This window comes from Allobosea spartocytisi (assembly GCF_014764685.1).
GTDB lineage: Bacteria > Pseudomonadota > Alphaproteobacteria > Rhizobiales > Beijerinckiaceae > Allobosea > Allobosea spartocytisi.
The window spans coordinates 238,422-259,679 of the sequence record NZ_JACXWY010000001.1; the positions used below are offsets into that span (position 1 = coordinate 238,422).

The window sequence follows — 21,258 nt, forward strand, 5'->3', positions numbered from 1 at the left end:
AGATGAAGACCGAGAACCTGGCGATCGTCGCCTCCCTCCTCGCCGGCGTCGCCCTCGTCGGCTTCTTCGCCGCCCCCTCCCTGCTGCGCGGGCCGCCGCGCGACCAGGAGACACTCTGCCCCAAGACCGGCCCGGTGGGGCAGACGCTGATCCTCGTCGACAAGACCGACCCGTGGAGCGAGGTCCAGGCCGGACGCCTCAAGACGCTGGTCAAGCAGATCGGCGATGAATTGCCGGCCGACCGGATGCTCTCGATCTATGTCTTCAACGACGTCTTCGAGCCCGGCTTCCCGGCGCTGATCTCGCTCTGCAATCCCGGCAAGACCGCGAGCGAGCTGATCGGCAACCCGCGCCGCGAATACGTCAAATGGGTCGAGAAGTTCGGCCGTCCGCTCGACGACGCGCTGAAGGTCCTGACCACGCCGGCAAAGGGCAACCAGTCTCCGATCGTCGAGGCGATCGGCGATGTCGTGGCCCGGCGGGAGAACCGGGTCGAGACCGGCGACCGCAAGCTCGTGCTGGTCTCCGACATGCTGCAGAATTCGGGCCAGTATACCGTCTTCGGCAATGGCGCAGGCGCGCGCGATCCCGAAAAGCTGCGGCAGCTCCTGGCGAAGGTCTGGCAGAGCTCGGGCGCCGCGAGCTGGGCGCTCAGCGTGCATCAGGTGCAGGGCCTCTACGAGCCCCAGCGCCTCGAACAGGCGGCCACGCTCTGGCAGCAGGCCTTCCGGAAGATGAACGTCGCCGTGAGCTGGGACCGGCTGTAGTCAGAGCCGGTAGGCCGTCCTGACCCCGCCCCAGTGGCGGCCGCGCACCCTGATGGGCGCGCCGATCTCGCTGAACGCTTCCAGCCCGCGGCCGAGATCCTGCAGCGAGCGCTGCACGAGGAAGGGGCGCACCGAACGGCCGAAACTGATGCCGACGCGGTCGTCATAGATGCGCCGGTTGCGGGCATAGGTCGCGTTCCAGCCCGGCTCGCCCCGGCGCGGCGGCAAGGAATGGGCGGCATTGTGGACCGGCACATAGCCGTTGCGGTCGCCGGCGACGGCGAAGGACAGGCGCGCATCGTCGGCGAGGATTTGCGCGAGAACCGGCGGGAGCACGGTTTCCAGCGCGGTCAGGCTCGGGCTCAGATACTGGCGCGGCTCGCTGTCCGCCACGGCGGTATAGCTGGCCTGGAACAGGTCGTCCTCGGTCAACAGGCCGCGATCCAGCGCGGTTTCCATCGCCGCGCCAACCTGCCGGGCAAAGTCCTGGGCGCGCTCGATCAGAGGCCGGTAGGAGCGCTCGATCTCCTCGATGGTCTGCGCCAGCGCGTCGTTGCCGGCGGCGGCCTCGGGCGCGAAGGCGATGTGGAGCCCGTTGTCGCTCACCCCCGTCATGCGGCACGGCAGCGGCGGCAGCCCCTCGATCGTAACGCTGCCGGATGCGCCCGACCAGTGACGCGCCTCCGGCGCATCGGCCAACAGGGCCCCGCCCCGGCCGAGATCGATGACCTCCCCGGCGATGTCGACGTCGCCGACCGAGAGCCAGGCGCGGCGCGCCGCCGGAAACCGGTCATGGCGGCGCCGATCGGCGAAGGCGGCGTGCCGCAGGGTCGGCTTGAACCGGCGCACCATGTTGCCGACGAGGCGGCCGCCGCGCTCGGTGGCGTGACGCACCCGCTCGCTATCCGCCACCGTCGCATGGGCGATGCGGTCGATCTCGTCGGCCTGCCTGGCCACGCCATCGACGAACAAGGCGGTCTCGCGCGCATTACGGGAGAGCTCGGCGGTCGTCGTCGCCTGCTGCTGCGAGGCATTGCCGATCAGACCTACGATCGGGTTGACCTCACGGACGATCTGGAGCGCGTCGTTGACGATCTCGGTCGAGCCCTGCGCGGCCTGCGTCAGGCGGTCGACCCGCGTGCGGATATGCTCGACCGCCTGGCTGACCTCGACCGAGAGCGACTTCACCTCATGAGCGACGACGCCGAAGCCGCGCCCGGCCTCCCCGGCACGCGCCGCCTCGATGGCCGCGTTCAATGCCAGCAGATTGGTCTGGCGCGCGATATCCGCGATCGAATCGACGATCCCGCGAATCTCCCCGGTCGCGACCGCCAGCCCGTCGAGCATGATCGTCGCCTCGCTGGCCCGCGACATGGCGGCGTCGAGCTTGCTGCGCACATTGGCAAGCGAGAGATCGACCTCCTCCGCCGCATCCGAAACCTGCTGGCTCGCGGCCGCGAGCGCCGAGGCGTTCTCATTGGCCGAAACCACCGCCAGGCGCATGCCGCCGGCGCTTGCAAGGATCGCCCGGGAATCGCGTTCGAAATCGGCCGAGAGCTGCCCGGCCTCGCCGAGTTCGCGGGTCAGCTTGCCCATCGCGGACAGGATCTCGCTCTCGATATCATCGACGGCCGCCGAAACGGTTTCGCCATCCGGCACGAAGACTGGCTTTTCGACTTCAGCGGCAGGCGCGACGGGAAGCGCGTCGTATCCGGCGATTTTACCAGCGCCGAACCAGCGCCGAATCCTGCCCGTCATGAGCCCCCCGATCTCACCCTGCGTCATGGGCAAGCTTATTGCGGGCGTCCGTTAACAAAGGCTTCTCGAAATAGCGGAGCGGCTCTGCCGGTCGCGCCATGGACCGGGTCGGCAAGCCCCTGTATGGCTTGGCTTTCCACCTCCCGGTCGAGCCAGAGCCCATGAGCCAGCAAAGCTATGACGTCATCGTCGCCGGCGTCGGCGCCATGGGGTCGGCCGCCTGCTGGCATCTCGCCCGCCGCGGCCTCAAGGTGCTCGGGCTCGAACGCTTCGACCTCGGCCATGCCATGGGCTCCTCGCACGGGCTGAGCCGGATCATCCGCGTCGCCTATTTCGAGGGCTCGCACTATGTGCCGATCGTGCGCCGGGCGCATGAGCTCTGGCGCGAGACGGGGGAGTTGGCGGGGCTGAAGCTGCTGCACATCACCGGCTCGCTCGATCTGGCGCCGGAAGGCGGCGGGCCGGTCGAATCCTCGCTGCAATCCTGCCTCGACCACGGCCTCAGCCATGAGGTGATCGACGCCGCCGAGGCGATGCGCCGCTTCCCCGGCTTCCAGCTGCCGGCCGGCCATCTCGGCCTGTGGCAGCCGGATGGCGGCTTCGTCGCCTCCGAAAAGGCGATCTACGCCCATGTCGGGCTGGCGCAGGCGCGTGGCGCCGAGATCCGCACCAACGAGCCGCTCATCGACTGGACGCCGACGGCGCAGGGCGGCGTGGTGGTGCGCACGGAGCGCGGCACCTACAGCGCCGGGCGGCTCGTCATCACCTCGGGCGGCTGGATCGCGGATGCGGTGCCGGCGCTGACCCGGAACGTCGCCACGGTGAAGCAGGCGATCGGCTGGTTCAGCACGCGCCGGCCGGAGCTGTTCCGGGAAGGCGCCTTCCCGGTCTTCATCCTGCATGTCGAGGAGGGCAGCTTCTACGGCTTCCCGCTCTACGAGCATCCCGGCTTCAAGCTCGGCGGGCCGCATTTCGGCCGCGAGCCGATGGACCCGCGCGATCAGGACCGGACACCGAGCGAGACGCAGGTCAGGCTCATCCGCGAATGCCTCGCACGCTATATCCCCGACGCTGCCGGCGAGCCGCTGACCCTGAAGGGCTGCGTCTACACCGTCTCGCCGGACGAGGACTTCATCATCGACACGGTGCCGGGCGTGCCGCAGGCCGTCTTCGCCTCAGCCTGCTCCGGCCACGGCTTCAAATTCGCCAGCGCCATCGGCGAGATCCTCGCCGATCTGTCGACGAGCGGCCATTCGCCCTTCGACCTCGTCCCCTTCTCGCTTTCCCGCTTCGACGCGTAAGCACATCCCGACAGGACAACGCCTTGGCCAGCGCAGCCGACAACCGCCGGGGCATCGCCTTCATGCTCGCGGCGGTGACGCTCTTCGTCTGTAACGACACGTTCATGAAGCTCGCGCGCGAGGTCTATCCGCCGGGACAGGCGCTGGCGTTGCGAGCCGCCTTCGCGCTGTTGATCGGCATCGCGCTGGTCTTCGCCGCCGGCGAAGGCGACCGCCTGACGATGGCGCTCAAGCCGCATGTGGTGCTGCGCGGCCTGCTGGAGGCCGGTGGCGCCCTGACCTTCAGCTGGTCGCTCGGGCTCCTCCCCCTCGCGACCATCACGACGATCAACATGGCGACTCCACTGATCATCGTGGCACTGGCCGTGGCACTGCGGATCGAGGCCGTCGGCTGGCGGCGCACGCTTGCGCTGCTCGTCGGCTTCGTCGGCGTTCTCATCGTCGTGCGGCCGGGGACCGATACCTTCAGCGCCGCGACCATCGTCGCCCTGATCAGCGTCCTGCTGACGGCTTGCCGTGACCTCACCACCCGCACGATCGGCGCGGAAGTGCCCTCGACCGTGGTGTCGCTGACCACGACGATCCTCGTCGGCCTTGTCGCCGCGGGCTACGGGCTGACGGAGATCTGGCAACCGCTCTGGCGCATCGAGCTCGTCTATCTGCTGCTGGCCGCGCTGCTGGTGACGCTGGGCACCTTCTGCATCATCTCGGCCTTCCGCCGCGCCGATGTCGGCGTGATCTCGCAGTATCGCTATGCGGCGGTCGTGCTGGCGGTCCTCAGCGGATATCTCGTCTGGGGTGATGTCCCGGACCTGATCGCCGTCCTCGGCATGTTCCTGATCGTGGCCAGCGGCCTCTACACGATGCATCGGCAGCGGGTGAAGCCGGATTCCAATCTCAAGATCGATCGCAAACAGGCGGTCGCGACCTCAGCGGATATGAAGACGGGCCCTTAGAGCAGGATGCGAAAAGTGGGAACCGGCTTTTCGCATCTTTCTCTAACTCTTTGATAAGATACGGATTATTTCCGCTCAATCCTCCAGCCGCGCGATCAGGCTGGAGGTGTCCCAGCGCCGGCCGCCGAGCTTCTGCACCTCGGCATAGAACTGGTCGACCAGCGCCGTGACCGGAAGCTGCGCGCCGTTGCGGCGGGCCTCGTCGAGCACGATGCCGAGATCCTTGCGCATCCAGTCGACGGCAAAGCCGAAGTCGAACTTGTTCTGGTTCATGGTCTTGCCGCGGTTCTCCATCTGCCAGGAGCCGGCGGCGCCCTTGGAGATCACCTCCAGCATCGTCTCGACATCCAGGCCCGCGCGCTTGGCGAAGTGGACGCCTTCCGACAGCGCCTGGACGAGGCCGGCGATGCAGATCTGGTTGACCATCTTGGTGAGCTGACCGGAACCGGCGGGGCCCATCAGCCGGCACATGCGGGCGAAGCTCGCGATGACCGGCTCGGCGCGGGCGTAAGCCTCGGGCTCGCCGCCGCACATCACCGTCAGCACGCCGTTCTCGGCACCGGCCTGGCCGCCGGAGACCGGGGCGTCGATGAAGGCGAAGCCGCCCTGCTTCGCGGCCTCGTCGAGCTCGCGCGCGACATTGGCCGAGGCGGTGGTGTGATCGACGAAGACTGCTCCCTTCTCCATGCCGGAGAAGGCGCCGTTCTCAGCCGTCGTCACCGAGCGCAAATCATCGTCATTGCCGACGCAGCAGAAGACGAACTCCTGGCCCTTTGCCGCATCGGCGGGGGTCGCGGCCGAAACACCGCCATGCTGGGCGACCCACGCTTGCGCCTTCGTCGGGTTGCGGTTGTAGACGGTGACCTCATGGCCCTTGGCCTTGAGATGGCCCGCCATGGGGTATCCCATCACGCCGAGACCGATGAACGCGACTTTGGCCATGAGCTGCTCCCGTTGTCCTTTTCCGAAGATCGTCACGCTTTAGCGCGCGGTTGCCGAGGCGGGAAGGCGGATGCGCGCCAGCCGCCCATGCGGCTTTTCCCGTTGCGGCCGGGCGGGCGGCAGCTTAGCTCAAGCTCCATGACCATTTCGAACGACGACGAACTGCAAGCGCTCAAGGAGATCGGCGCGATCGTGGCGCGTGCTCTCGCCGCCATGGGCAAGGCGCTGGAACCCGGCATGACCACCGCGGAACTCGACGCGATCGGCCGCGATGTCCTCGAACGGCAAGGCGCCCGGCCCGCTCCGGAATTCGCCTATGGCTTCCCCGGCGCCACCTGCATCAGCGTCAACGAGGAGATCGCCCATGGCATTCCCGGCGAGCGGCGCATCCTGGCCGGCGATCTCGTCAATATCGACGTCTCGGCGGAAAAGGACGGCTTCTTCGCCGATACCGGCGCGTCCTTCGCCGTGCCGCCTGTCAGGCCCAAGCTGGAGCGCCTGTGCCGCGACGGCCGGCGCGCGCTCTGGGCGGGCATCGGGCAGGTCGGCGCGGGCAAGCCGCTCGCCGGCATCGGCCAGGCGGTGGGGCGCTTCGCCGAGAAGAACGGCTATACGCTGGTGCGCAACCTGGCGAGCCATGGCTGCGGCCGCTCCCTCCATGAGGAGCCGACGGAGATCGCGACCTGGCCCGACCGGCGCGAGCGCCGGACCATGACGGACGGGCTCGTCTTCACCGTCGAGCCATTCCTGTCGCTGGGCGCCGATTGGGCGGAACAGGGCGACGGCGATCGCTGGACGCTCTACAGCGAGCCCTGCGCGCCCACCGTCCAGTACGAGCACACCGTCGTCGCGACCCCGCGCGGCGCCGTCGTCCTGACGCTGCCGGGCTGAGGACGGCTAAAAGTTCTCAACGCAGCGCCAGATGCCGGCTGAGCCTGAGCTCGATCCGATCCCAGACGCGCCGGATGATCTCGACCAGCGTCAGATAGATCAGCGCCGCATAGAGATAAATCGAGAGGTCGAAGGAGCGCGCGAAGGCGAGCCGCGTCGCGCCCATCAGGTCGAACAGCGTGACCAGCGAGGCGACGGCGCTGGACTTGATCATCACGATCAATTCGTTGCCGAGCGGGCGCAAGGCCAGGATCATCGCCTGCGGCAGGATGACGAGGCGCAAGGTCGCCCAGCGATGCAGGCCGAGCGAGGCGGCGCCCTCGAACTGACCGCGCGGAATCGACTGGATGGCGCCGCGCAGGATCTCCGCCTGATAGGCGGCCGTGTTCACCGTGAAGGTCAGGGCCGCGCAATAGAATGGATCGCGGAAGAACCACCACAGCCCGGTGTCCTGCCAGAAGAGGCGGAACTGACCGAGGCCGTAATAGACCAGGAAGAGCTGGCAGAGCAGCGGCGTGCCGCGGAAAAAGGTGGTGTAGCCGTTGACTGCCGCCTGCGCCCAGCGCGGCCCATAGAGCCGGGCGATGGCGAGGCCCAGCGCCATCACGAAACCGATCAGCACGGAGATCACCACCAGCTCGACCGTGATCCAGAGCCCGGACGCCATGCGACAGCCGTAGTTCTGCAAAACCTCGCTGCCGACGAGCCAGCCGGGGTATTCGCACCAGTTCATCGCGTCGCGCCCCCGAAGGCGGCGAAGCCGCGATTGGCGCGCCGCTCCATCCGGTCGACCACCCTGGCCGAGATCAGCGAGAAGAAGAGATAGATCAGGATCGCCGCGCCGAAGAACAGGAACGGCTCCTTGGTCACGACATTGGCGCGGGTGGTGATGAACATGATGTCCGGCAGGGTGATGACCGAGACGAGCGAGGTTTCCTTGAGCAGCACCATCCAGTTGTTGCCGAGCCCCGGCAGCGCGACTCGGATGAGCTGCGGCAGCACCACGAGGCGGAAGGCCTGCGCCTTGCTGAGGCCGAGCGCCGCGGCGGCTTCGCGCTGGCCCCTCTGGATCGAGTTCAAGGCGCCGACCCAGACCTCGCTGGAGAAGGCCGAGAGCACGACGCCCAGCGCGACCATGCCGGCGACGAAGGGCGGCATGCTGAACGAACCCGGCAGGCCCAGATACTGCCAGAGGTGCTGGAGCAGGAGCTGCACGCCGAAATAGATGATGTAGAGCGTCAACAGCTCGGGCACGCCCCGGAAGATCGTCGTGTAGAGCGTGGCCATGCCACGCAGCACGGCATTGTCGGAGCGCTTGCCGAGAGCGACGAGGAGACCCAGGGCAAGGCCGAAAGGCAGCGTCGCGAGCGCGATCGAGATGGTGATGCCGGCGCCCTGCAGAAGCGCCAGCCCCCAGCCACCATCGCCGAAGCCGAGCAGGGCGAGTTTATCGAGCATGTGGATGCCGGGGCTGGAGAACAGCAAGCCCGCCGGCCCGACCGGGCCGGCGGAAACGATTCACGAGGATCGGCTCACTCGTATTTGAACCACTTGTCCTCGAGCTTCTTGTGCGAGCCGTCGGCCATGGTCTCGGCAATCGCCTTGCTGATCATCTCCTTCAGGGCCACGTCGGATTTGCGCACCGCACCCGCGACACCGGGGCCATGGATGGCGTCGTCGCGCTTCACCTCGGCGATCTTGCGGCAGCAATCCTTGCCCTTGCCCTTGAGGAAATCGGCGAGCGCCAGCGCATCGGCGACGATGTAGTCGAGGCGGCCGTTGAGCAGGTCGAGATTGGCCTCTTCCTGCGTCGGATAGAGGCGGATGTCGGAATCCTTGTAGAACTTCTCGAGGAAGTTGGCATGGATGGTCGAGCCCTGCGCGCCGACCGACTTGCCCTTGAGGGCGGCCGGCGAGACATCGTCCGACTTGATGGTCTTCGGGCCGATCATCCAGATCGGCGTCTTGCTGTAGACCGCCGTGAAATCGACCTGCTTCTTGCGCTCGTCGGTCGCGTTCATGCCGGCAAAGATGACGTCGTACTTATTGGCCTGCAGTGCCGGGATGATGCCGTCCCAGTCCTGCACCACCCAGGTGCATTTCACCTTCATCTTCTCGCAGAGCAGGTTGCCGTAGTCGATCTCGAAGCCCTCGAGCTCCTTCTTCGCATTCAGGTTGTTGTAGGGCGGGTAGGCGCCCTCCGTACCGATGCGGATCTCCTTCCACTCCTTGGCCTGCGCCAGGGCGCCGGTGGCGCCCGCGACGGTGAGCGCTGCCGCGGCGATGAAACGAACGAAACTCTTCATGGTGCCTCCCGCAGGTTGAACGGCCGGGTGTTCCCTCTTCCCGGCCGCACCTTGTGCCTACAGATTGGGCGAAGTCTCACCGCAGCCGCAAGTGGGCAGACGCAGCTTTTCCAGGCGGCCCCGCCGAAATTTATCGCAGGGTAAACCGCTGATCCGATTGGGCAAAAAGCGCGAGGCCCGCAGGCCTGCTGCGAAAGTCGACCTCAGCGCCGGCGCGACAGGCGGTCGTCGAGCAGCGAAACGCCCCAGATCGCGATGCCCCCGAGCGCGAGCGCGGCGCCGACCCAGCCGGTCGAGGTCCAGCCATAGCCTGCGGCGATCGCCATGCCGCCGAGCCAGGGCCCGAGCGCATTGGCCGTGTTGAAGGCACTGTGGTTGAGGGCGGCGGCCAGCGTCTGCGCGTCCTCGGCCACATCCATCAATCGCGTCTGCAGCATCGCGCCGAGGCCGCCGCCGCTGCCGATCATGAAGACGACCAGCGAGACGGCCCAGATGTTGCCGGCGGCGAAGGGGAAGGCGGCGAGCCAGACCGCGCTCCAGAGCAGGAGCCCGCCGATCGAGGGCATCAATGCCCGGTCGGCAGCCCAGCCGGCGAAAAGCGTGCCGACGGTGAGGCCGACGCCGAAGACCGACAACACCACGGGAACGACGACGGGCGAGACCTGCGTCACCGCCATCAGGGTCGAGGCGACATAGGTGTAGACCGCGAAGAGGCCGCCGAAGCCGATGGCGCCGATGCCGAGCGTCAGCCAGACCTGCCGGCGCTTCAGCGCGCCGAGCTCTCGCAAGGGGCTCGCGCCCGGCTGCACGCTGTCGCGCGGCGCATAGAGGGCGACCAGGAGCACGGTCAGCAGCGCCAGCACCGCGACGATGCCAAAGCCGGTCCGCCAGCCCAGCGCCTGCCCCATCCAGCTCGCGACCGGCACGCCGAGAATCGTCGCGATGGTGAGCCCCAGCATGACCCGCGCTACGGATTGCGCCCGGCGATTGGGCGCCGAGAGCGAGGCCGCGACCAGCGCCGCCACGCCGAAATAGGCGCCGTGCGGCAGGCCGCTGAGGAACCGGAAGAACAGCATCCAATGGTAGCTCGGCGCGAGCGCGCTTAGGAGATTGCCGAGCGCGAAAAGGCCCATCAGCGCGATCAGCAGGGTGCGCCGCGGGATCCGCGCCGCCAGAACCGCGATCAGGGGCGCGCCGACGACCACGCCCAGCGCATAGATGCTGATGACATGCCCCGCCGTCGGCTCGTCGATGCCGAGCCCGGCCGCGAAATAGGGCAGCAGGCTCATCGAGGCGAATTCGGTCGTGCCGATGGCGAAACCGCCCATGGCGAGTGCGAACAGCACCAGCCCGGCCGGAGTGGCGGCCGTGACAGGCGCAGAAACATTCAGGCTGCGATCATTCGCGGCGAGAGACATAGCGAAGGCTTTCGGCAAAGGGAGCGCAGGCGCATGCTGCGCTGCAGCATCAGATAGCCATGTCTTGTGCGCTACAGCAACTGTCGAGATGGTCGAGAGCCATGACGGAGGCGCATATCGCCCGATGACGGCCCTGACGCCTCGCCAGCCGCGCCGTCCGGGCTATAAGGCTCCATCGTCATCCCGACCGCGAGAGCCTCATGCTGCCTTGGACCGTGCTCGACACCGCCGCTCTTCCCGACGGCAGCGGCACCTTGCGGCTGAAGCAGCGCGGCAGCGAGTTCTCGATCATGCTCGGCAGCAACGAGCTGATGAACAGCCGCCTCAGCGGCTCGGAGGAGGCGCTGGCGCGGCTCGTCTGCGAGCGTCTCGCGCCGCGGCCCCGCCCGTCCCTGCTCATCGGCGGGCTCGGCATGGGCTTCACCTTGCGGGCGGCGCTCGCCGCATTGCCGGGCGAGGCGACGGTCGAGGTCGCCGAGCTCATTCCCGCCGTCGCCGCCTGGGCGAAGGGGCCGATGGCGCCGGTCTTCGCGGGCTGCCTCGACGATCCGCGCGTCACGCTGACGGTCGATGACGTCATGGCGGTGATCGCGGCAGGGACAGCGCGCTATGACGGCATCCTGCTCGATGTCGACAACGGGCCGGAGGGGCTGACCGTCGCCGCCAATGACCGCCTCTACGGCGCAACCGGTCTCGGCATCGCCAAGGCGTCCTTACGGCCGGGCGGCGTGCTCGCGGTCTGGTCGTCGGGACCGGACCACGGCTTCACCCGCCGGCTGCGCGCGGCCGGCTTCGCGACCGAGGAGGTCACGGTGCGGGCGAGCCGCACCGGGCGCGGCGCGCGCCATGTGATCTGGCTCGCGACGCGCCCGGCGTAGAAGCCTTCACTCCAGGCGGCAGAGCCCGTTGCAGGGCGCGCTGGTCGCCGTCGCGATGAAGGCGCTGACGGCCTTCTCGGCAGCCGGCTTCAGGGAAGGCCGGGCGGCCTGCAGCGCGGTGACCAAAGCCGTGCGGTCCGGCGGGGCGATGCCGGCCACAATGCCCGCCGCGTTATCGGCCAGGCTGCGCGCGATCAGGGTCTGGTTGGCCTCGCGCAGCGCCGGATTGCGCAGCGCCAGAGCGACGCCGGTGATGATCTCCTGCAGGCCGAGCCGCATCTGGCGCAGCCCCTGGAAGCGGGCATCGGTCTTCTCGTCCTGCGACAGATTGGCACCGAAATTGTTGATCGCCTCCAGGGAGGCCGAGACCGCCTTCAGCAGGAAGGCATGCGAATGGGCGAGCTCGTCCTGATACTCGACCACGTTGCGGGCGGTATCCGGCGGCGTCTTGCCGGGAGCGGGCGAATACAGCGTGTAGGCCTGCAGGATCCGCGTCTGCTGCTGCACGATGTTGAGCAGAGCGGGGATGTCGGCCCCCGTATAGGGAGCCTTGCCGAGAATCGCGCTCTCGTTCCAGACATCCTCCAGCACCTTGCGGGCGACCGGATCAGAGAGCCGCGGCAGGCTCGTCTTGCCCGGCTCGACCCGCATCATGCTTTCGACGGCGGCCACGGACGCTTCGATATAGGCCGCACCATTGGCGGGCACTTCCGCACGGGCGGCGAAGCCGATCAGGCAAAGCCCGGCCACAGCGGAAAGCTGCGCCATCGAAGGTCGTTTCATCATGGTCTTCCTTTTCCAGCAGCGCGCGCTTCCGCGATCAGGCAGAGCTCGGTGAAGAGCACCTGCGCCGCGCACTGCGCCGTGTTGCTCGTGGCATCGTATTGCGGCGCGACCTCGACGACATCGGCCGCAACGATGTTTCGTCCCTTCAGCCCGCGCAGGATCGCCAGCGCCTCGCGCGGCGTCAGGCCGCCGACCTCCGGCGTGCCGGTGCCGGGCGCGAAGGCGGGATCGAGCGAATCGACGTCGAAGGAAACATAGGTAGGCCCGTCGCCGATGACGGCGAGCGCTCTGGCGATCACGGCCTCGATCCCGAGATCGTCGACTTCATTGGCGTGGATCACGGTCATGCCCGACTCATAGGAGAACTCCCAGAGATATTCGGCGCCGCCGCGGATGCCGATCTGGATCACGCGCTCGGGATCGAGCACGCCGTCGAGCACCGCCTGCCGGAAAGGGCCGCCATGGTGGAATTTCGAACCCTCATAGGGTCCCGACGTATCGCAATGGGCGTCGATATGGACCATGCCGACCGGGCGCTTGGCCCCCACGGCCTTCAGGATCGGATAGGTGATGGAATGGTCGCCGCCGACGGCAAGCGTGGAGACGCCGGCCTCGACGATGCTGCGGAAGGTCGCCTCGATGTCCTCATGGCAGCTTTCCAGCGAATAGCGCGAGCGGAAGGGCACATCGCCGATATCCGCCACCTTGACCATGCCCAGCGGCGCCGTGCCCAGCACATGGTCCATCGGCCCGATGCGCTCGACGGCCCTGACCGCGCGGGGCCCGAGCCGCGTGCCGGCCCGGTTGGTCACGCCCAGATCCATCGGCAGGCCGATGATCGCGACATCGAGGCCGCCGAGATCGGGCTTGCCCAGCGCATCCGGCCGGTACGGGGCGCCGATGAAGGTCGCGACATCGGCGAAAGGCCATTTGCGCCGGTCGCCCTGGAACTGGTCGGCAGCGACCTTGGCGAAGCGCGGATCATGGATATCGCCGCCGCCAGCCCCGGCATAGCGGGCCCTGAGCCGCCCGAGCTTGTCCTGATCCATGAGCCCCTCTCCCTTGCCGCCTGTCCGGTCCCGCCGCTCACCCGGCCGGGCGCTCGAGCATCGTGACCGTCGCGTCGTGATAGCAGGCCGAGCCGAAGGGCGTGTAGCCCAGTTTGGCGGCAACCCGCATCGATCCGAGATTTTCCGGCGCGATGATGCAGACGGTGCGCGACGCGCCGACGACGCGCCCGAACCAGTCATGGGACGCCAAGGCGGCCTCGGTCGCATAGCCCCTGCCCTGCGCCTCGCGCGTGAAGACCCAGCCCGCCTCGGGGAACGGGTCGAACCGCTCGCCGAGGCCGCGATGGGCCTGCATCAGCCCGGCCTCACCGACGAGACGGCCGCTCGCCTTCTCGACCACGGCGAAGAAGCCGTAGCCGAGCAAGGCCCAGTTGCCGGCGCTGCGCGTCAATCGCTGCCAGGCCTCCTCGCGCGACAGCGCCTTGCCGCCGATGAAGCGGACGACCTCGGGGTCCGAGCGCATGGCGTGAATGGGATCGAGATCCTCGCGGGAGGGCCGGCGCAGCAGCAATCGTTCCGTCTCGATCATCGCGCCCTTAAAGCAGCCGCGGCGCCCATGGCCAAGCCTTGAAAAACAGGGCCTCCCATGCCCTGTGCAGGCCGGACTTTAGCCGAAAGTCTCAGTCCCAACGGTTGAATCCCCTCGCGATTCATGCAGCGATTGCGTTAGAACCCCGGCGCATGTTCGGCATGTGTCGCCGTCGCGTCCACATAAGCTCGAAAAACCGAGTGCCTTCCGAGGAGATGTCCCCATGAAGCGTCGTCAGTTCATCCAGACCGCGGCAGCGGGTGCCGCGGCCACCGCCGTCGCCATGCCGGCGGTGGCGCAGTCCAATCCAGAGGTGAAGTGGCGTCTGGCCTCGTCCTTCCCGAAGTCGCTCGACACGATCTATGGCGGCGCCGAGGTCATGGCCAAGATGGTCTCCGACCTGACGGACGGAAAGTTCCAGATCCAGGTCTTTGCCGCGGGCGAGATCGTCCCGGCCCTGCAGGCGCTCGACGCGGTCAGCAACAACACCGTCGAGATGTGCCACACCGTCTCGTATTACTATGTCGGCAAGGATCCGACCTTCGCGATCGCTGCCTCGGTGCCGTTCGGCCTCAACGCCCGCCAGCAGAACGCCTGGCTGTTCCAGCATGGCGGCAACGAGCTGTTCAACGAATTCTACAAGAAGTTCAACGCCTACGGCCTGCCCTGCGGCAACACCGGCGCGCAGATGGGCGGCTGGTTCCGCAAGGAGATCAAGACGACGGCCGATCTGCAGGGCCTGAAGATGCGCATCGGCGGCATCGCCGGCTCCGTGCTGCAGAAGCTCGGCGTCGTGCCGCAGCAGCTCGGCGGCGGCGACATCTACCCGGCACTGGAAAAGGGCACCATCGACGGCGCCGAATGGGTCGGCCCCTATGACGACGAGAAGCTCGGCTTCGCCAAGGTCGCACCCTACTACTACTATCCGGGCTTCTGGGAGGGCGGGCCGACCGTCCACGCCTTCGTCAACCTGGAGAAGTGGAATTCGCTGCCGAAGACCTATCAGGCCGCGCTGACCGCCGCCTGCACCTATGCCAACACGCAAATGGCAGCGAAATACGACGTGGTGAACCCGCCGGCGCTGAAGCGCCTCGTGGCCGCCGGCACGCAGCTTCGCCCCTTCCCGCAGGACGTGATGGAAGCGAGCCTCAAGGCCTCGAACGAGCTCTACTCCGAAATCTCGGCCAAGAACCCGGACTTCAAGAAGGCGATCGAGGCGATGGCTGCCTTCCGCTCCGACCAGTATCTGTGGTGGCAGATCGCCGAACTCACCTTCGACGTCTTCCAGGTGCGCACCCGCGCCCGCTGAGCCTTCCGCCCGGGAGCCCTGCTCGCGACGTCAAAGCCCGGCTTCGGCCGGGCTTTTTCGTTTTCGTTCCGCTTCTTCCCACAGGGCGGGCGTGCCGTTACGATGATCTGCCACAACTGCGCCTTGCCGCGTCGTCATGATCGGTCGTCGCTTCGGGAATCAGCCATGCTCCGCTTCGCCACCTTCCTGCTTCTGGCTTCGCTGCCCGGCGCCGCCATGGCCCAGTCGATCGGCGAGGCCCTGCCCGGCCGGGCGCAGCCGCGCGAAGCCTTCAGCAAGGCCGCTCCGGCCCCTGCCAAGGGCGCCCGCCCCTGCCCCGAATATGGCGCGGGCTTCGTGCGGCTCGAAGGCTCGACCTTCTGCGTGCGGGTCGGCGGCGCGGTCAGGGCCGAATTCGGCAAGAGCTCGCGCAGCGGCTATGGCAGCCGCACCGACGGCATGGCCTATGTCGAAAGCCGCGGGCAGACCGCGCTCGGGCCGGTTCGCTCGGTGGTGAGCGTGCGCGGCAGCGTCGATCGCGGTCTCGATTCCGGTCCGTTCCGCTACTGAGCGGCCGCCTCGGCGCCGGCTCAGGCGACCAGCCGCGCGACCTCCCGTTGCAGCACCGGCACCAATTCGGCCTCGAACCAGGGGTTCAGCCGCAGCCAGGCATTGTTGCGCCAGGACGGGTGCGGCAGCGGCACGACACGCGGATGCACGGGCCGCGCCAGCAGCTCGCGCCAGTCTGCCACCGTCGCCGTGAGGCCACGCCCCTTCCCCTCGGCCAGATGCCAGTCCTGAGCATAGCGCCCGATGGCGAGGACGAGCTCGATGCGGGGCATCGCCGCGAAGACGCGCTCGCGCCAGGCCGGCGCGCATTCGCGCCGCGGCGGCAGGTCACCGCCCTTGGCGTCCTGCCCCGGGAAGCAATGGCCCATCGGCACGACCGCGACCCTGGCGGAATCGTAGAAGACCGTCTCGTCGATGCCGAGCCAGCGCCGTAGCCGCACGCCGGACGCATCGGTGAAGGGCCGCCCGCTGGCATGGACGCGCGTGCCCGGCGCCTGCCCGGCGATGCAGAGCCGCGCCGTCACTGATGCCTGAATGACCGGGCGCGGCTGATGCGGCAGCGGCGGCAGATAACGCGGCGCATCGCGGCAGATCCGGCAGGCCCGCAACTCGTGCAGGACCTCGTCCAGCGTCTCCTGCGCGCTCATCGGCCGGGGTGGCTCCGCGTTTCTCCGATCGGCGAAGTGGCTCCGGCTCCTTGCTTCATCGCATCGTCTTCATGCGAACCCGCTTCGTTCGATAATATGCTGGCGAGCTTCCCACGGCCGGGCGCCCGCGAAATCAGCCCGTCGCAGACCCAGTTCTCCGATTTTTTGACGAAGCCATGCGGATCGCCGGGTTCGATCCGCGCCAGACCGTTGATGCGTCCGCTCGGGCGGTTGCGGATGACGTAAAGCGCGCCGCTGGTCTCGATGGTGAAGCAATAGGTGCGGCGCTTGTCGACCGGGCCGTAATAATAGCAGACCGCGTCCTCCGTCGTGGTCCAGCAGGCATCCGTGTTCGGCACATGGCGATTATGGCCCAGCGCGCGGCCGTCCGCATGGTGATACTCGCTGAAGGGCAGGTTGCTGCCGGAATAAAGCCCCGTCACGGTATTGCCCTCGAAAGCCTGCCGGATCTGCGGGCCGGTGAGGCGCTCGGCCGCGCCGGCTGCGGCCGTGGCGGTGAGAGCCAGGACGAGGATCGCGCTCCGGACGGCCGATGCTGTCATCGCTGCGCCAGCCTCCGGCTCATCGGCGGGCCCGGCGCCCGCGAGATCAGACCGTCGCAATACCAGGGCTTGCCATTGTCGGTGTGGCCGCGCGGATTTCCGAGTTCGACCTTGGCGAGCGCATTGACCATGCCGTTGCCGCTGTTGCGCAGCACGTAGAGATCGCCGCTCATCTCGACGGTGAAGCAATGCACCGTGCGGTTTTCCGGCGGGCCGTAATAGTAGCAGACCTGATCGCGCTTGGTGATCCAGCAGGCGTCGGTGTTGGGCTGCCAGCCATTATGGCCGAGCGCGCGCCCGTCGGGCGCATGAAACTCGGTGAAGAAGCCGCCATTGGTGTAGCGGCCGGTGACGGTATTGCCCTCGAAGGCGCGCTGGATCTGCTCGCCCTTGAGGCGCTCGGCCGCATGGGCGGACGTCAGCAGTCCCGACAGGACGGCCAGAACGAAGGCCAGATACCGCATCACGCCTTCCAGCTCGGGCGAGCCGAGATGTCGCCATGCCAGCGGCGGATATGGACGAAATCCTCCGGCAGTCGAATCCGGGAGGGCTTCATGAAGTCGATGGCGATGCCGGCGGTGATGTCGGCGACCGTCAGCTCGTCGCCGCAGACGAAGGGGTTGGCAGCGAGCTGCAGCTCGAGCACCAGGAGATGGTCGTCGATCTGCTCGCGGTTGATCTCGGCCCATTCCGGAACCTGCGCCTCGAGCTCGGCCATGGAGGGATGGCTGTGGCGGAAGACGGCGGAGACGCTGCTGAACAGGCCGAGCTCGATCCTGCGGTTCCACATCTCGATCAGCGCCTGCTGCTTGGCCTCCCGGCCGAACAGCGGCGGATGCGGGTGAAGGCCCTCGATATAGCGGCAGATCGCGATGGTCTCGGCCAGCGCCGTGCCGTCGTCGAGCTGGAGGACGGGCAGGCGCTGCGCCGGGTTGATCCGCCTGAACGCCTCGGTCCTGTGCTCCTTCTTGGCGATGTCGACCGGGATGAGTTCCGGCAGCGGCACGCCCTTCTCCGCGAAGAAGATGCGGACCCGTCGCGGGTTCGGGGCGCGGCCGCCATCATAGAGCTTCATCAGATCGTCTCCGTCTCCGGCCGCACCGGATCACGGCCCGTGCCGGACGGTCAACCGTATCATAGCGCTTCTTGACGCGAGGATGGCGCCTGCTTCCTCGGCACCCTGGGTATCAGGCCCTCAGCGCGGATGGCTGCGCCGCCAGGCTTCCGGCTGCTCGAAGCGCAGGGCCCAGAGCCCGCGCCCGGCCGCGCGGGCCTGCGCTTCCTCGGCCTGATAGGCGCCGTAGGAAACCGCCTGCCCGTCGCGCACCATGGTGGCGTTGATGTCCTCGTCGCCCTGCCGGCAGCGAGCCAAGCCGCGGCCGTAACGGTCGCTCTTGCCGATCTCGCAGGTCGTCAGCCCCCGCGCCAGCAGGGCCTGCAAGGCTCGCCGCGCCTCGCGCCCGCAGGCGACGCCGCGCCCGCCGGCATCCGTGCAGCTCTGGCGGTATTCCGGTGCGTCCAGCCCTTCGAGCCGCAATTCCTCGCCGAGCAGGCGGATCGAATCGCCGTCGATCGCCTGCGCCGGGCCGGTGAGCACCCGCGCCGGCCCGAGACGGTACTGGAGGATCGCCCCCGCCAGCGCGAGAAAGCCCAGAATTCCGAGCGCGACGACGAGATCGGTCAGGCGCCCGACGCGGCGCCAGCCGAAAGGACCAGAACGAGATCGACCGAATCCGAAACGCGCCATCAGGAAGAGCTTAACGATTTGGTGTCCATGATGGCGAGCCTGCTGCGCAACCCGCGCCGCGGAACGAGGATGCGTACCCTTTGCCATGGCGGAAGTGACGGCCGAACAGGTGCAGCGCGGGCGCGGGCCGGACCCTGCCGCCGTCGCGCGCCGCAAGCTGCTCACGAGGGAGGTCAAGACCGTCCGCGAGCGGCTGACCTCCTCGTCCGGCCTCGAGCGCGCCTTCGACAACGAGCTCCTGCGCAGCTTCGCGCAATACCGGGTTTCCGGCTCCGTCGGCACGATGGTGCTCACGCTCGGCATCGCGGCCGCGGCCTGCCTGTGGCTGCCCGTCTACCTCGCCGCGTCCTGGAGCGCTTTCGTGCTGGCCAGCGCGCTCGTCATCGTCGGGCTGTCGCGCCGCTATCTCACCAAACGCCCGGAGGACATCCGCCCGGCGCGCTGGCGCCGCTGGTTCGCGCTGGCGGAAGGCTTCCACGGCCTGTGCTGGGCGGCGCTTCTCGTGCTCTTCGCGCAGATCGACGCTCCCGGCGCGAAAATCTTCGTGACCACCGCATTGCTGATCGTCAGCGCGCTGACGGTGATGCTCTCGGCCTCGATCCCGCTCGCGGTCTATGCGGGCCTGAGCCCGATCATCCTCGGCATCATGCTGTTCTTCTGGGACAAGCGCGACATCGACAGCGTCACCATGGCGCTGATGGCAGCCTCCGCGCAGCTCTTCTTCATCTTTCTCGCCAACCGCCTCTATGCCAGTTCGGTCGAGACCATCGGCTTCCGGGCCGAGAAGGATGCGCTGTTCGCGGAGCTGGAGACCGCCAACGCCAATTCGGACGAGGCGCGGCGCAAGGCCGAGGAGGCCAACCTCGCCAAATCCCGCTTCCTCGCCACGATGAGCCATGAGCTGCGCACCCCGCTCAACGCCATCCTCGGCTTTTCCGAGGTGATGAAGAACGAGATCTTCGGCGCCCATGCCAATGCCGCCTACAGGGAGTATTCGGGCGACATCCACGGCTCGGGCCAGCACCTCCTCAACCTGATCAACGAGATCCTCGACCTTTCCCGCATCGAGGCCGGCAAATACGAGCTGAACGAGGAGGCGATCTCCCTCATCGGCATCGTCGAGGATTGCCGCCACATGCTGGCGCTGCGCGCCAAGGCCAAGGGCCAGATGATCCGCGAATTCGCCGAACCCGACCTGCCGCGCGTCTGGGCCGATGAGCGGGCCATCCGGCAGGTGGTGCTCAACATCCTGTCGAACGCGATCAAGTTCACCCCGCAGGGCGGCGAGATCACCATGAAGATCGGCTGGACGGCCACCGGCGGGCAGTATGTCACGATCACCGACACCGGGCCGGGCATCCCCGAGAACGAGATCCCGATCGTGATGCAGAGCTTCGGGCGCGGCTCGCTCGCCATCAAGACGGCCGAGCAGGGCTCAGGCCTGGGCCTGCCGATCGTCAAGGGGCTGGTCGATCTGCATGGCGGCGGCTTCCTCCTCAGGTCGAAGCCGCGCGGCGGCACCGAGGTCACCATCACCCTGCCGGCCGAGCGGGTGATGGACGCCCTGCCCGCCCTGCCCGAGCCGAAGCCGAAACCGCGTGCGGCCTGAGCTCCGTCACCGGCCAAAGCTTCATCACAAAGCCATGATCGCCCGACAAGACCGCCATCCCTCCCGACGTCTCCCATCTCCGCCTCAGCACTGGATCACTGGACCATGAACGGCAAAATCCGCGTCGCGGTGCTCTATGGCGGCAAGTCGGGAGAGCATGAGGTCTCGCTCAAATCCGGGGCCTCCGTGGTGCGCCATCTCGACCGGGATCGCTTCGAGCTGATTCCGGTCAGCATCGACAAGCAGGGCCGCTGGCAGCGGCAGGATCCCAAGCGCCTGGCCGAGTGGAATGCGGAGAGCCTGCCGATCCACGCGGATGCGCCGGAAATCCGCCTCTCCGCCGATGGAACCGGCGGGCTGCAGGTCGCGGCGCTCGACGGCACCGCGGCAGATGGCGGCATCGACGTGGTGTTTCCGGTGATCCACGGCCCGCTCTGCGAGGACGGCGCGGTACAAGGCCTGCTGGAGCTTTCCGGCGCCGCCTATGTCGGCTCGGGCGTGCTCGCCTCCGCCATCGGCATGCACAAGGACATCGCCAAGCGGCTCGCCGCGCTCGCGGGGCTGCCGGTCGCGCCTTATGTGACGGTGGCCAGGCGCGAGTTCCAGCGCGATCCGGCGGCGGTCGGCACGGCGGCGCAGGCGAAGCTGACGCTGCCGGTCTTCATCAAGCCCTGCAATATGGGCTCCAGCGTCGGCGTCCATAAGGTGAAGCGCTGGGAGGATCTCGACGCCGCCCTCGTCGACGCCTTCCGCTACGATACGCGCGTCCTGATCGAGCAGGGCATCGACGCCCGCGAGGTCGAGGTCGCGGTGCTCGACGGCGACCCGCCCTTCGTCAGCGTGGCGAGCGAACTCAACGCCCACCCCAAGCACGAATTCTATTCCTACGAGGCCAAGTATATCGACCAGGACGGCGCGACCGTCGACCTGCCGGCGAAGCTCCAGCCGGCGCAGATGGAGCGCGTCCGGGAGCTGGCGAAAACGGCCTTCCTGGCGCTCGAATGCAGCGGGCTGGCGCGCGTCGACTTCTTCCTCGACCGGCAGAGTGGCGAATTCTACTTCAACGAGATCAACACCCTGCCCGGCTTCACCGCGATCAGCATGTACCCGAAGATGATGGAGGCTTCGGGCATGGCCTATCGCGACCTGATCACCCGGCTGATCGAGCTTGCGCTGGAGCGCCATGCCGAGCGCGCGGCGCTGAAAACGGATTACGATTCCTGATCCGGCGC

The 21,258-nt window shown here is 67.8% G+C and carries 23 protein-coding genes; 9 read left to right on the forward strand and 14 right to left on the reverse strand.

Annotated features, from left to right (window positions below; all coding sequences use genetic code 11):
- The first annotated feature begins 2 nt into the window (after window positions 1-2).
- Window positions 3-767 carry a hypothetical protein gene (locus IED13_RS01240; protein WP_113253200.1) on the forward strand — a complete coding sequence of 255 codons (765 nt, stop codon included), beginning with the start codon at window positions 3-5 and terminating at the stop codon, window positions 765-767.
- Here IED13_RS01240 and IED13_RS01245 read toward each other — a convergent pair whose 3' ends face one another.
- Window positions 768-2,525 (reverse strand): methyl-accepting chemotaxis protein, encoded by a 1,758-nt coding sequence (locus tag IED13_RS01245; protein WP_162720153.1) that lies wholly within the window; start codon window positions 2,523-2,525, stop codon window positions 768-770.
- 161 nt (window positions 2,526-2,686) lie between these two features.
- On the opposite strand from IED13_RS01245, the gene solA reads away from it, so the two are divergent.
- Together solA and IED13_RS01255 are read left to right on the forward strand one after the other, a co-directional pair.
- The gene (solA, locus tag IED13_RS01250) at window positions 2,687-3,826 is read left to right on the forward strand and encodes an N-methyl-L-tryptophan oxidase (protein WP_191123112.1); all 1,140 of its coding nucleotides are present in this window, start codon (window positions 2,687-2,689) and stop codon (window positions 3,824-3,826) included.
- Between the two features lie 23 nt (window positions 3,827-3,849).
- Window positions 3,850-4,782 (forward strand): DMT family transporter, encoded by a 933-nt coding sequence (locus IED13_RS01255; protein ID WP_191123113.1) that lies wholly within the window; start codon window positions 3,850-3,852, stop codon window positions 4,780-4,782.
- A gap of 75 nt (window positions 4,783-4,857) precedes the next feature.
- Here the strand turns inward: IED13_RS01255 and IED13_RS01260 are convergent, their stop codons facing one another.
- On the reverse strand, window positions 4,858-5,724 hold the full coding sequence (locus IED13_RS01260; RefSeq protein ID WP_113253198.1) for an NAD(P)-dependent oxidoreductase: 867 nt from the start codon (window positions 5,722-5,724) through the stop codon (window positions 4,858-4,860).
- Between the two features lie 138 nt (window positions 5,725-5,862).
- On the opposite strand from IED13_RS01260, the gene map reads away from it, so the two are divergent.
- Window positions 5,863-6,615, forward strand: coding sequence for a type I methionyl aminopeptidase (gene map / locus IED13_RS01265; RefSeq protein WP_191123114.1), 753 nt, complete (start codon window positions 5,863-5,865; stop codon window positions 6,613-6,615).
- Window positions 6,616-6,631: 16 nt separating this feature from the next.
- Here the strand turns inward: map and IED13_RS01270 are convergent, their stop codons facing one another.
- The 4 genes from IED13_RS01270 to IED13_RS01285 form a co-directional block, all read right to left on the reverse strand.
- Window positions 6,632-7,348, reverse strand: a complete 717-nt coding sequence (locus tag IED13_RS01270) for an ABC transporter permease (RefSeq protein ID WP_038361746.1) — start codon at window positions 7,346-7,348, stop codon at window positions 6,632-6,634.
- Entirely contained in the window at window positions 7,345-8,073 is a 729-nt protein-coding gene (locus IED13_RS01275; RefSeq protein ID WP_113253316.1) for an ABC transporter permease, read from the reverse strand. Before IED13_RS01275 ends, IED13_RS01270 begins: the two co-directional genes overlap by 4 nt.
- A gap of 74 nt (window positions 8,074-8,147) precedes the next feature.
- A complete protein-coding gene (locus tag IED13_RS01280) occupies window positions 8,148-8,921 on the reverse strand; it encodes a transporter substrate-binding domain-containing protein (RefSeq protein ID WP_191123115.1) in 774 nt (257 codons plus the stop codon).
- Window positions 8,922-9,124: 203 nt separating this feature from the next.
- On the reverse strand, window positions 9,125-10,339 hold the full coding sequence (locus tag IED13_RS01285; RefSeq protein ID WP_038361739.1) for an MFS transporter: 1,215 nt from the start codon (window positions 10,337-10,339) through the stop codon (window positions 9,125-9,127).
- Between the two features lie 200 nt (window positions 10,340-10,539).
- Here IED13_RS01285 and IED13_RS01290 point away from each other — a divergent pair, with 200 nt between their 5' ends.
- A complete protein-coding gene (locus IED13_RS01290; protein WP_191123116.1) occupies window positions 10,540-11,217 on the forward strand; it encodes a spermidine synthase in 678 nt (225 codons plus the stop codon).
- Window positions 11,218-11,223: 6 nt separating this feature from the next.
- On the opposite strand, the gene IED13_RS01295 is transcribed toward IED13_RS01290, so the two are convergent.
- The 3 genes from IED13_RS01295 to IED13_RS01305 are packed head-to-tail and all read right to left on the reverse strand — an operon-like array spanning window position 11,224 to window position 13,602.
- Window positions 11,224-12,000 carry a hypothetical protein gene (locus IED13_RS01295; RefSeq protein WP_162737834.1) on the reverse strand — a complete coding sequence of 259 codons (777 nt, stop codon included), beginning with the start codon at window positions 11,998-12,000 and terminating at the stop codon, window positions 11,224-11,226.
- Entirely contained in the window at window positions 12,000-13,052 is a 1,053-nt protein-coding gene (speB, locus tag IED13_RS01300) for an agmatinase (protein ID WP_112764060.1), read from the reverse strand. Before speB ends, IED13_RS01295 begins: the two co-directional genes overlap by 1 nt.
- A 37-nt stretch (window positions 13,053-13,089) precedes the next feature.
- Window positions 13,090-13,602, reverse strand: a complete 513-nt coding sequence (locus IED13_RS01305) for a GNAT family N-acetyltransferase (RefSeq protein WP_038361732.1) — start codon at window positions 13,600-13,602, stop codon at window positions 13,090-13,092.
- A 223-nt stretch (window positions 13,603-13,825) separates the two neighbouring features.
- Here IED13_RS01305 and IED13_RS01310 point away from each other — a divergent pair, with 223 nt between their 5' ends.
- A complete protein-coding gene (locus IED13_RS01310) occupies window positions 13,826-14,911 on the forward strand; it encodes a TRAP transporter substrate-binding protein (protein WP_038361730.1) in 1,086 nt (361 codons plus the stop codon).
- A gap of 165 nt (window positions 14,912-15,076) precedes the next feature.
- On the forward strand, window positions 15,077-15,460 hold the full coding sequence (locus IED13_RS01315; RefSeq protein WP_185747793.1) for a porin: 384 nt from the start codon (window positions 15,077-15,079) through the stop codon (window positions 15,458-15,460).
- Between the two features lie 20 nt (window positions 15,461-15,480).
- On the opposite strand, the gene IED13_RS01320 is transcribed toward IED13_RS01315, so the two are convergent.
- The 5 genes from IED13_RS01320 to IED13_RS01340 all read right to left on the reverse strand — a co-directional run bounded on the left by IED13_RS01320 (window position 15,481) and on the right by IED13_RS01340 (window position 18,417).
- The gene (locus tag IED13_RS01320) at window positions 15,481-16,107 is read right to left on the reverse strand and encodes a uracil-DNA glycosylase family protein (protein ID WP_191123117.1); all 627 of its coding nucleotides are present in this window, start codon (window positions 16,105-16,107) and stop codon (window positions 15,481-15,483) included.
- Complete coding sequence (locus IED13_RS01325) at window positions 16,104-16,670, reverse strand: hypothetical protein (RefSeq protein ID WP_191123118.1); 567 nt, start codon at window positions 16,668-16,670, stop codon at window positions 16,104-16,106. Before IED13_RS01325 ends, IED13_RS01320 begins: the two co-directional genes overlap by 4 nt.
- Window positions 16,667-17,134 (reverse strand): hypothetical protein, encoded by a 468-nt coding sequence (locus IED13_RS01330; protein WP_191123119.1) that lies wholly within the window; start codon window positions 17,132-17,134, stop codon window positions 16,667-16,669. The genes IED13_RS01325 and IED13_RS01330 overlap by 4 nt, the downstream gene beginning before the upstream one ends.
- Window positions 17,134-17,745 (reverse strand): glutathione S-transferase family protein, encoded by a 612-nt coding sequence (locus tag IED13_RS01335; protein WP_038361721.1) that lies wholly within the window; start codon window positions 17,743-17,745, stop codon window positions 17,134-17,136. The genes IED13_RS01330 and IED13_RS01335 overlap by 1 nt, the downstream gene beginning before the upstream one ends.
- Before the next feature lie 120 nt (window positions 17,746-17,865).
- A complete protein-coding gene (locus IED13_RS01340) occupies window positions 17,866-18,417 on the reverse strand; it encodes a thermonuclease family protein (RefSeq protein ID WP_113253190.1) in 552 nt (183 codons plus the stop codon).
- Window positions 18,418-18,502: 85 nt separating this feature from the next.
- Between IED13_RS01340 and IED13_RS01345 the strand changes: the two genes are divergently transcribed.
- Window positions 18,503-20,026 carry a sensor histidine kinase gene (locus tag IED13_RS01345; RefSeq protein ID WP_038361719.1) on the forward strand — a complete coding sequence of 508 codons (1,524 nt, stop codon included), beginning with the start codon at window positions 18,503-18,505 and terminating at the stop codon, window positions 20,024-20,026.
- A 105-nt stretch (window positions 20,027-20,131) separates the two neighbouring features.
- Window positions 20,132-21,250 (forward strand): D-alanine--D-alanine ligase family protein, encoded by a 1,119-nt coding sequence (locus tag IED13_RS01350; protein ID WP_191123120.1) that lies wholly within the window; start codon window positions 20,132-20,134, stop codon window positions 21,248-21,250.
- Window positions 21,251-21,258 lie beyond the last annotated feature (8 nt).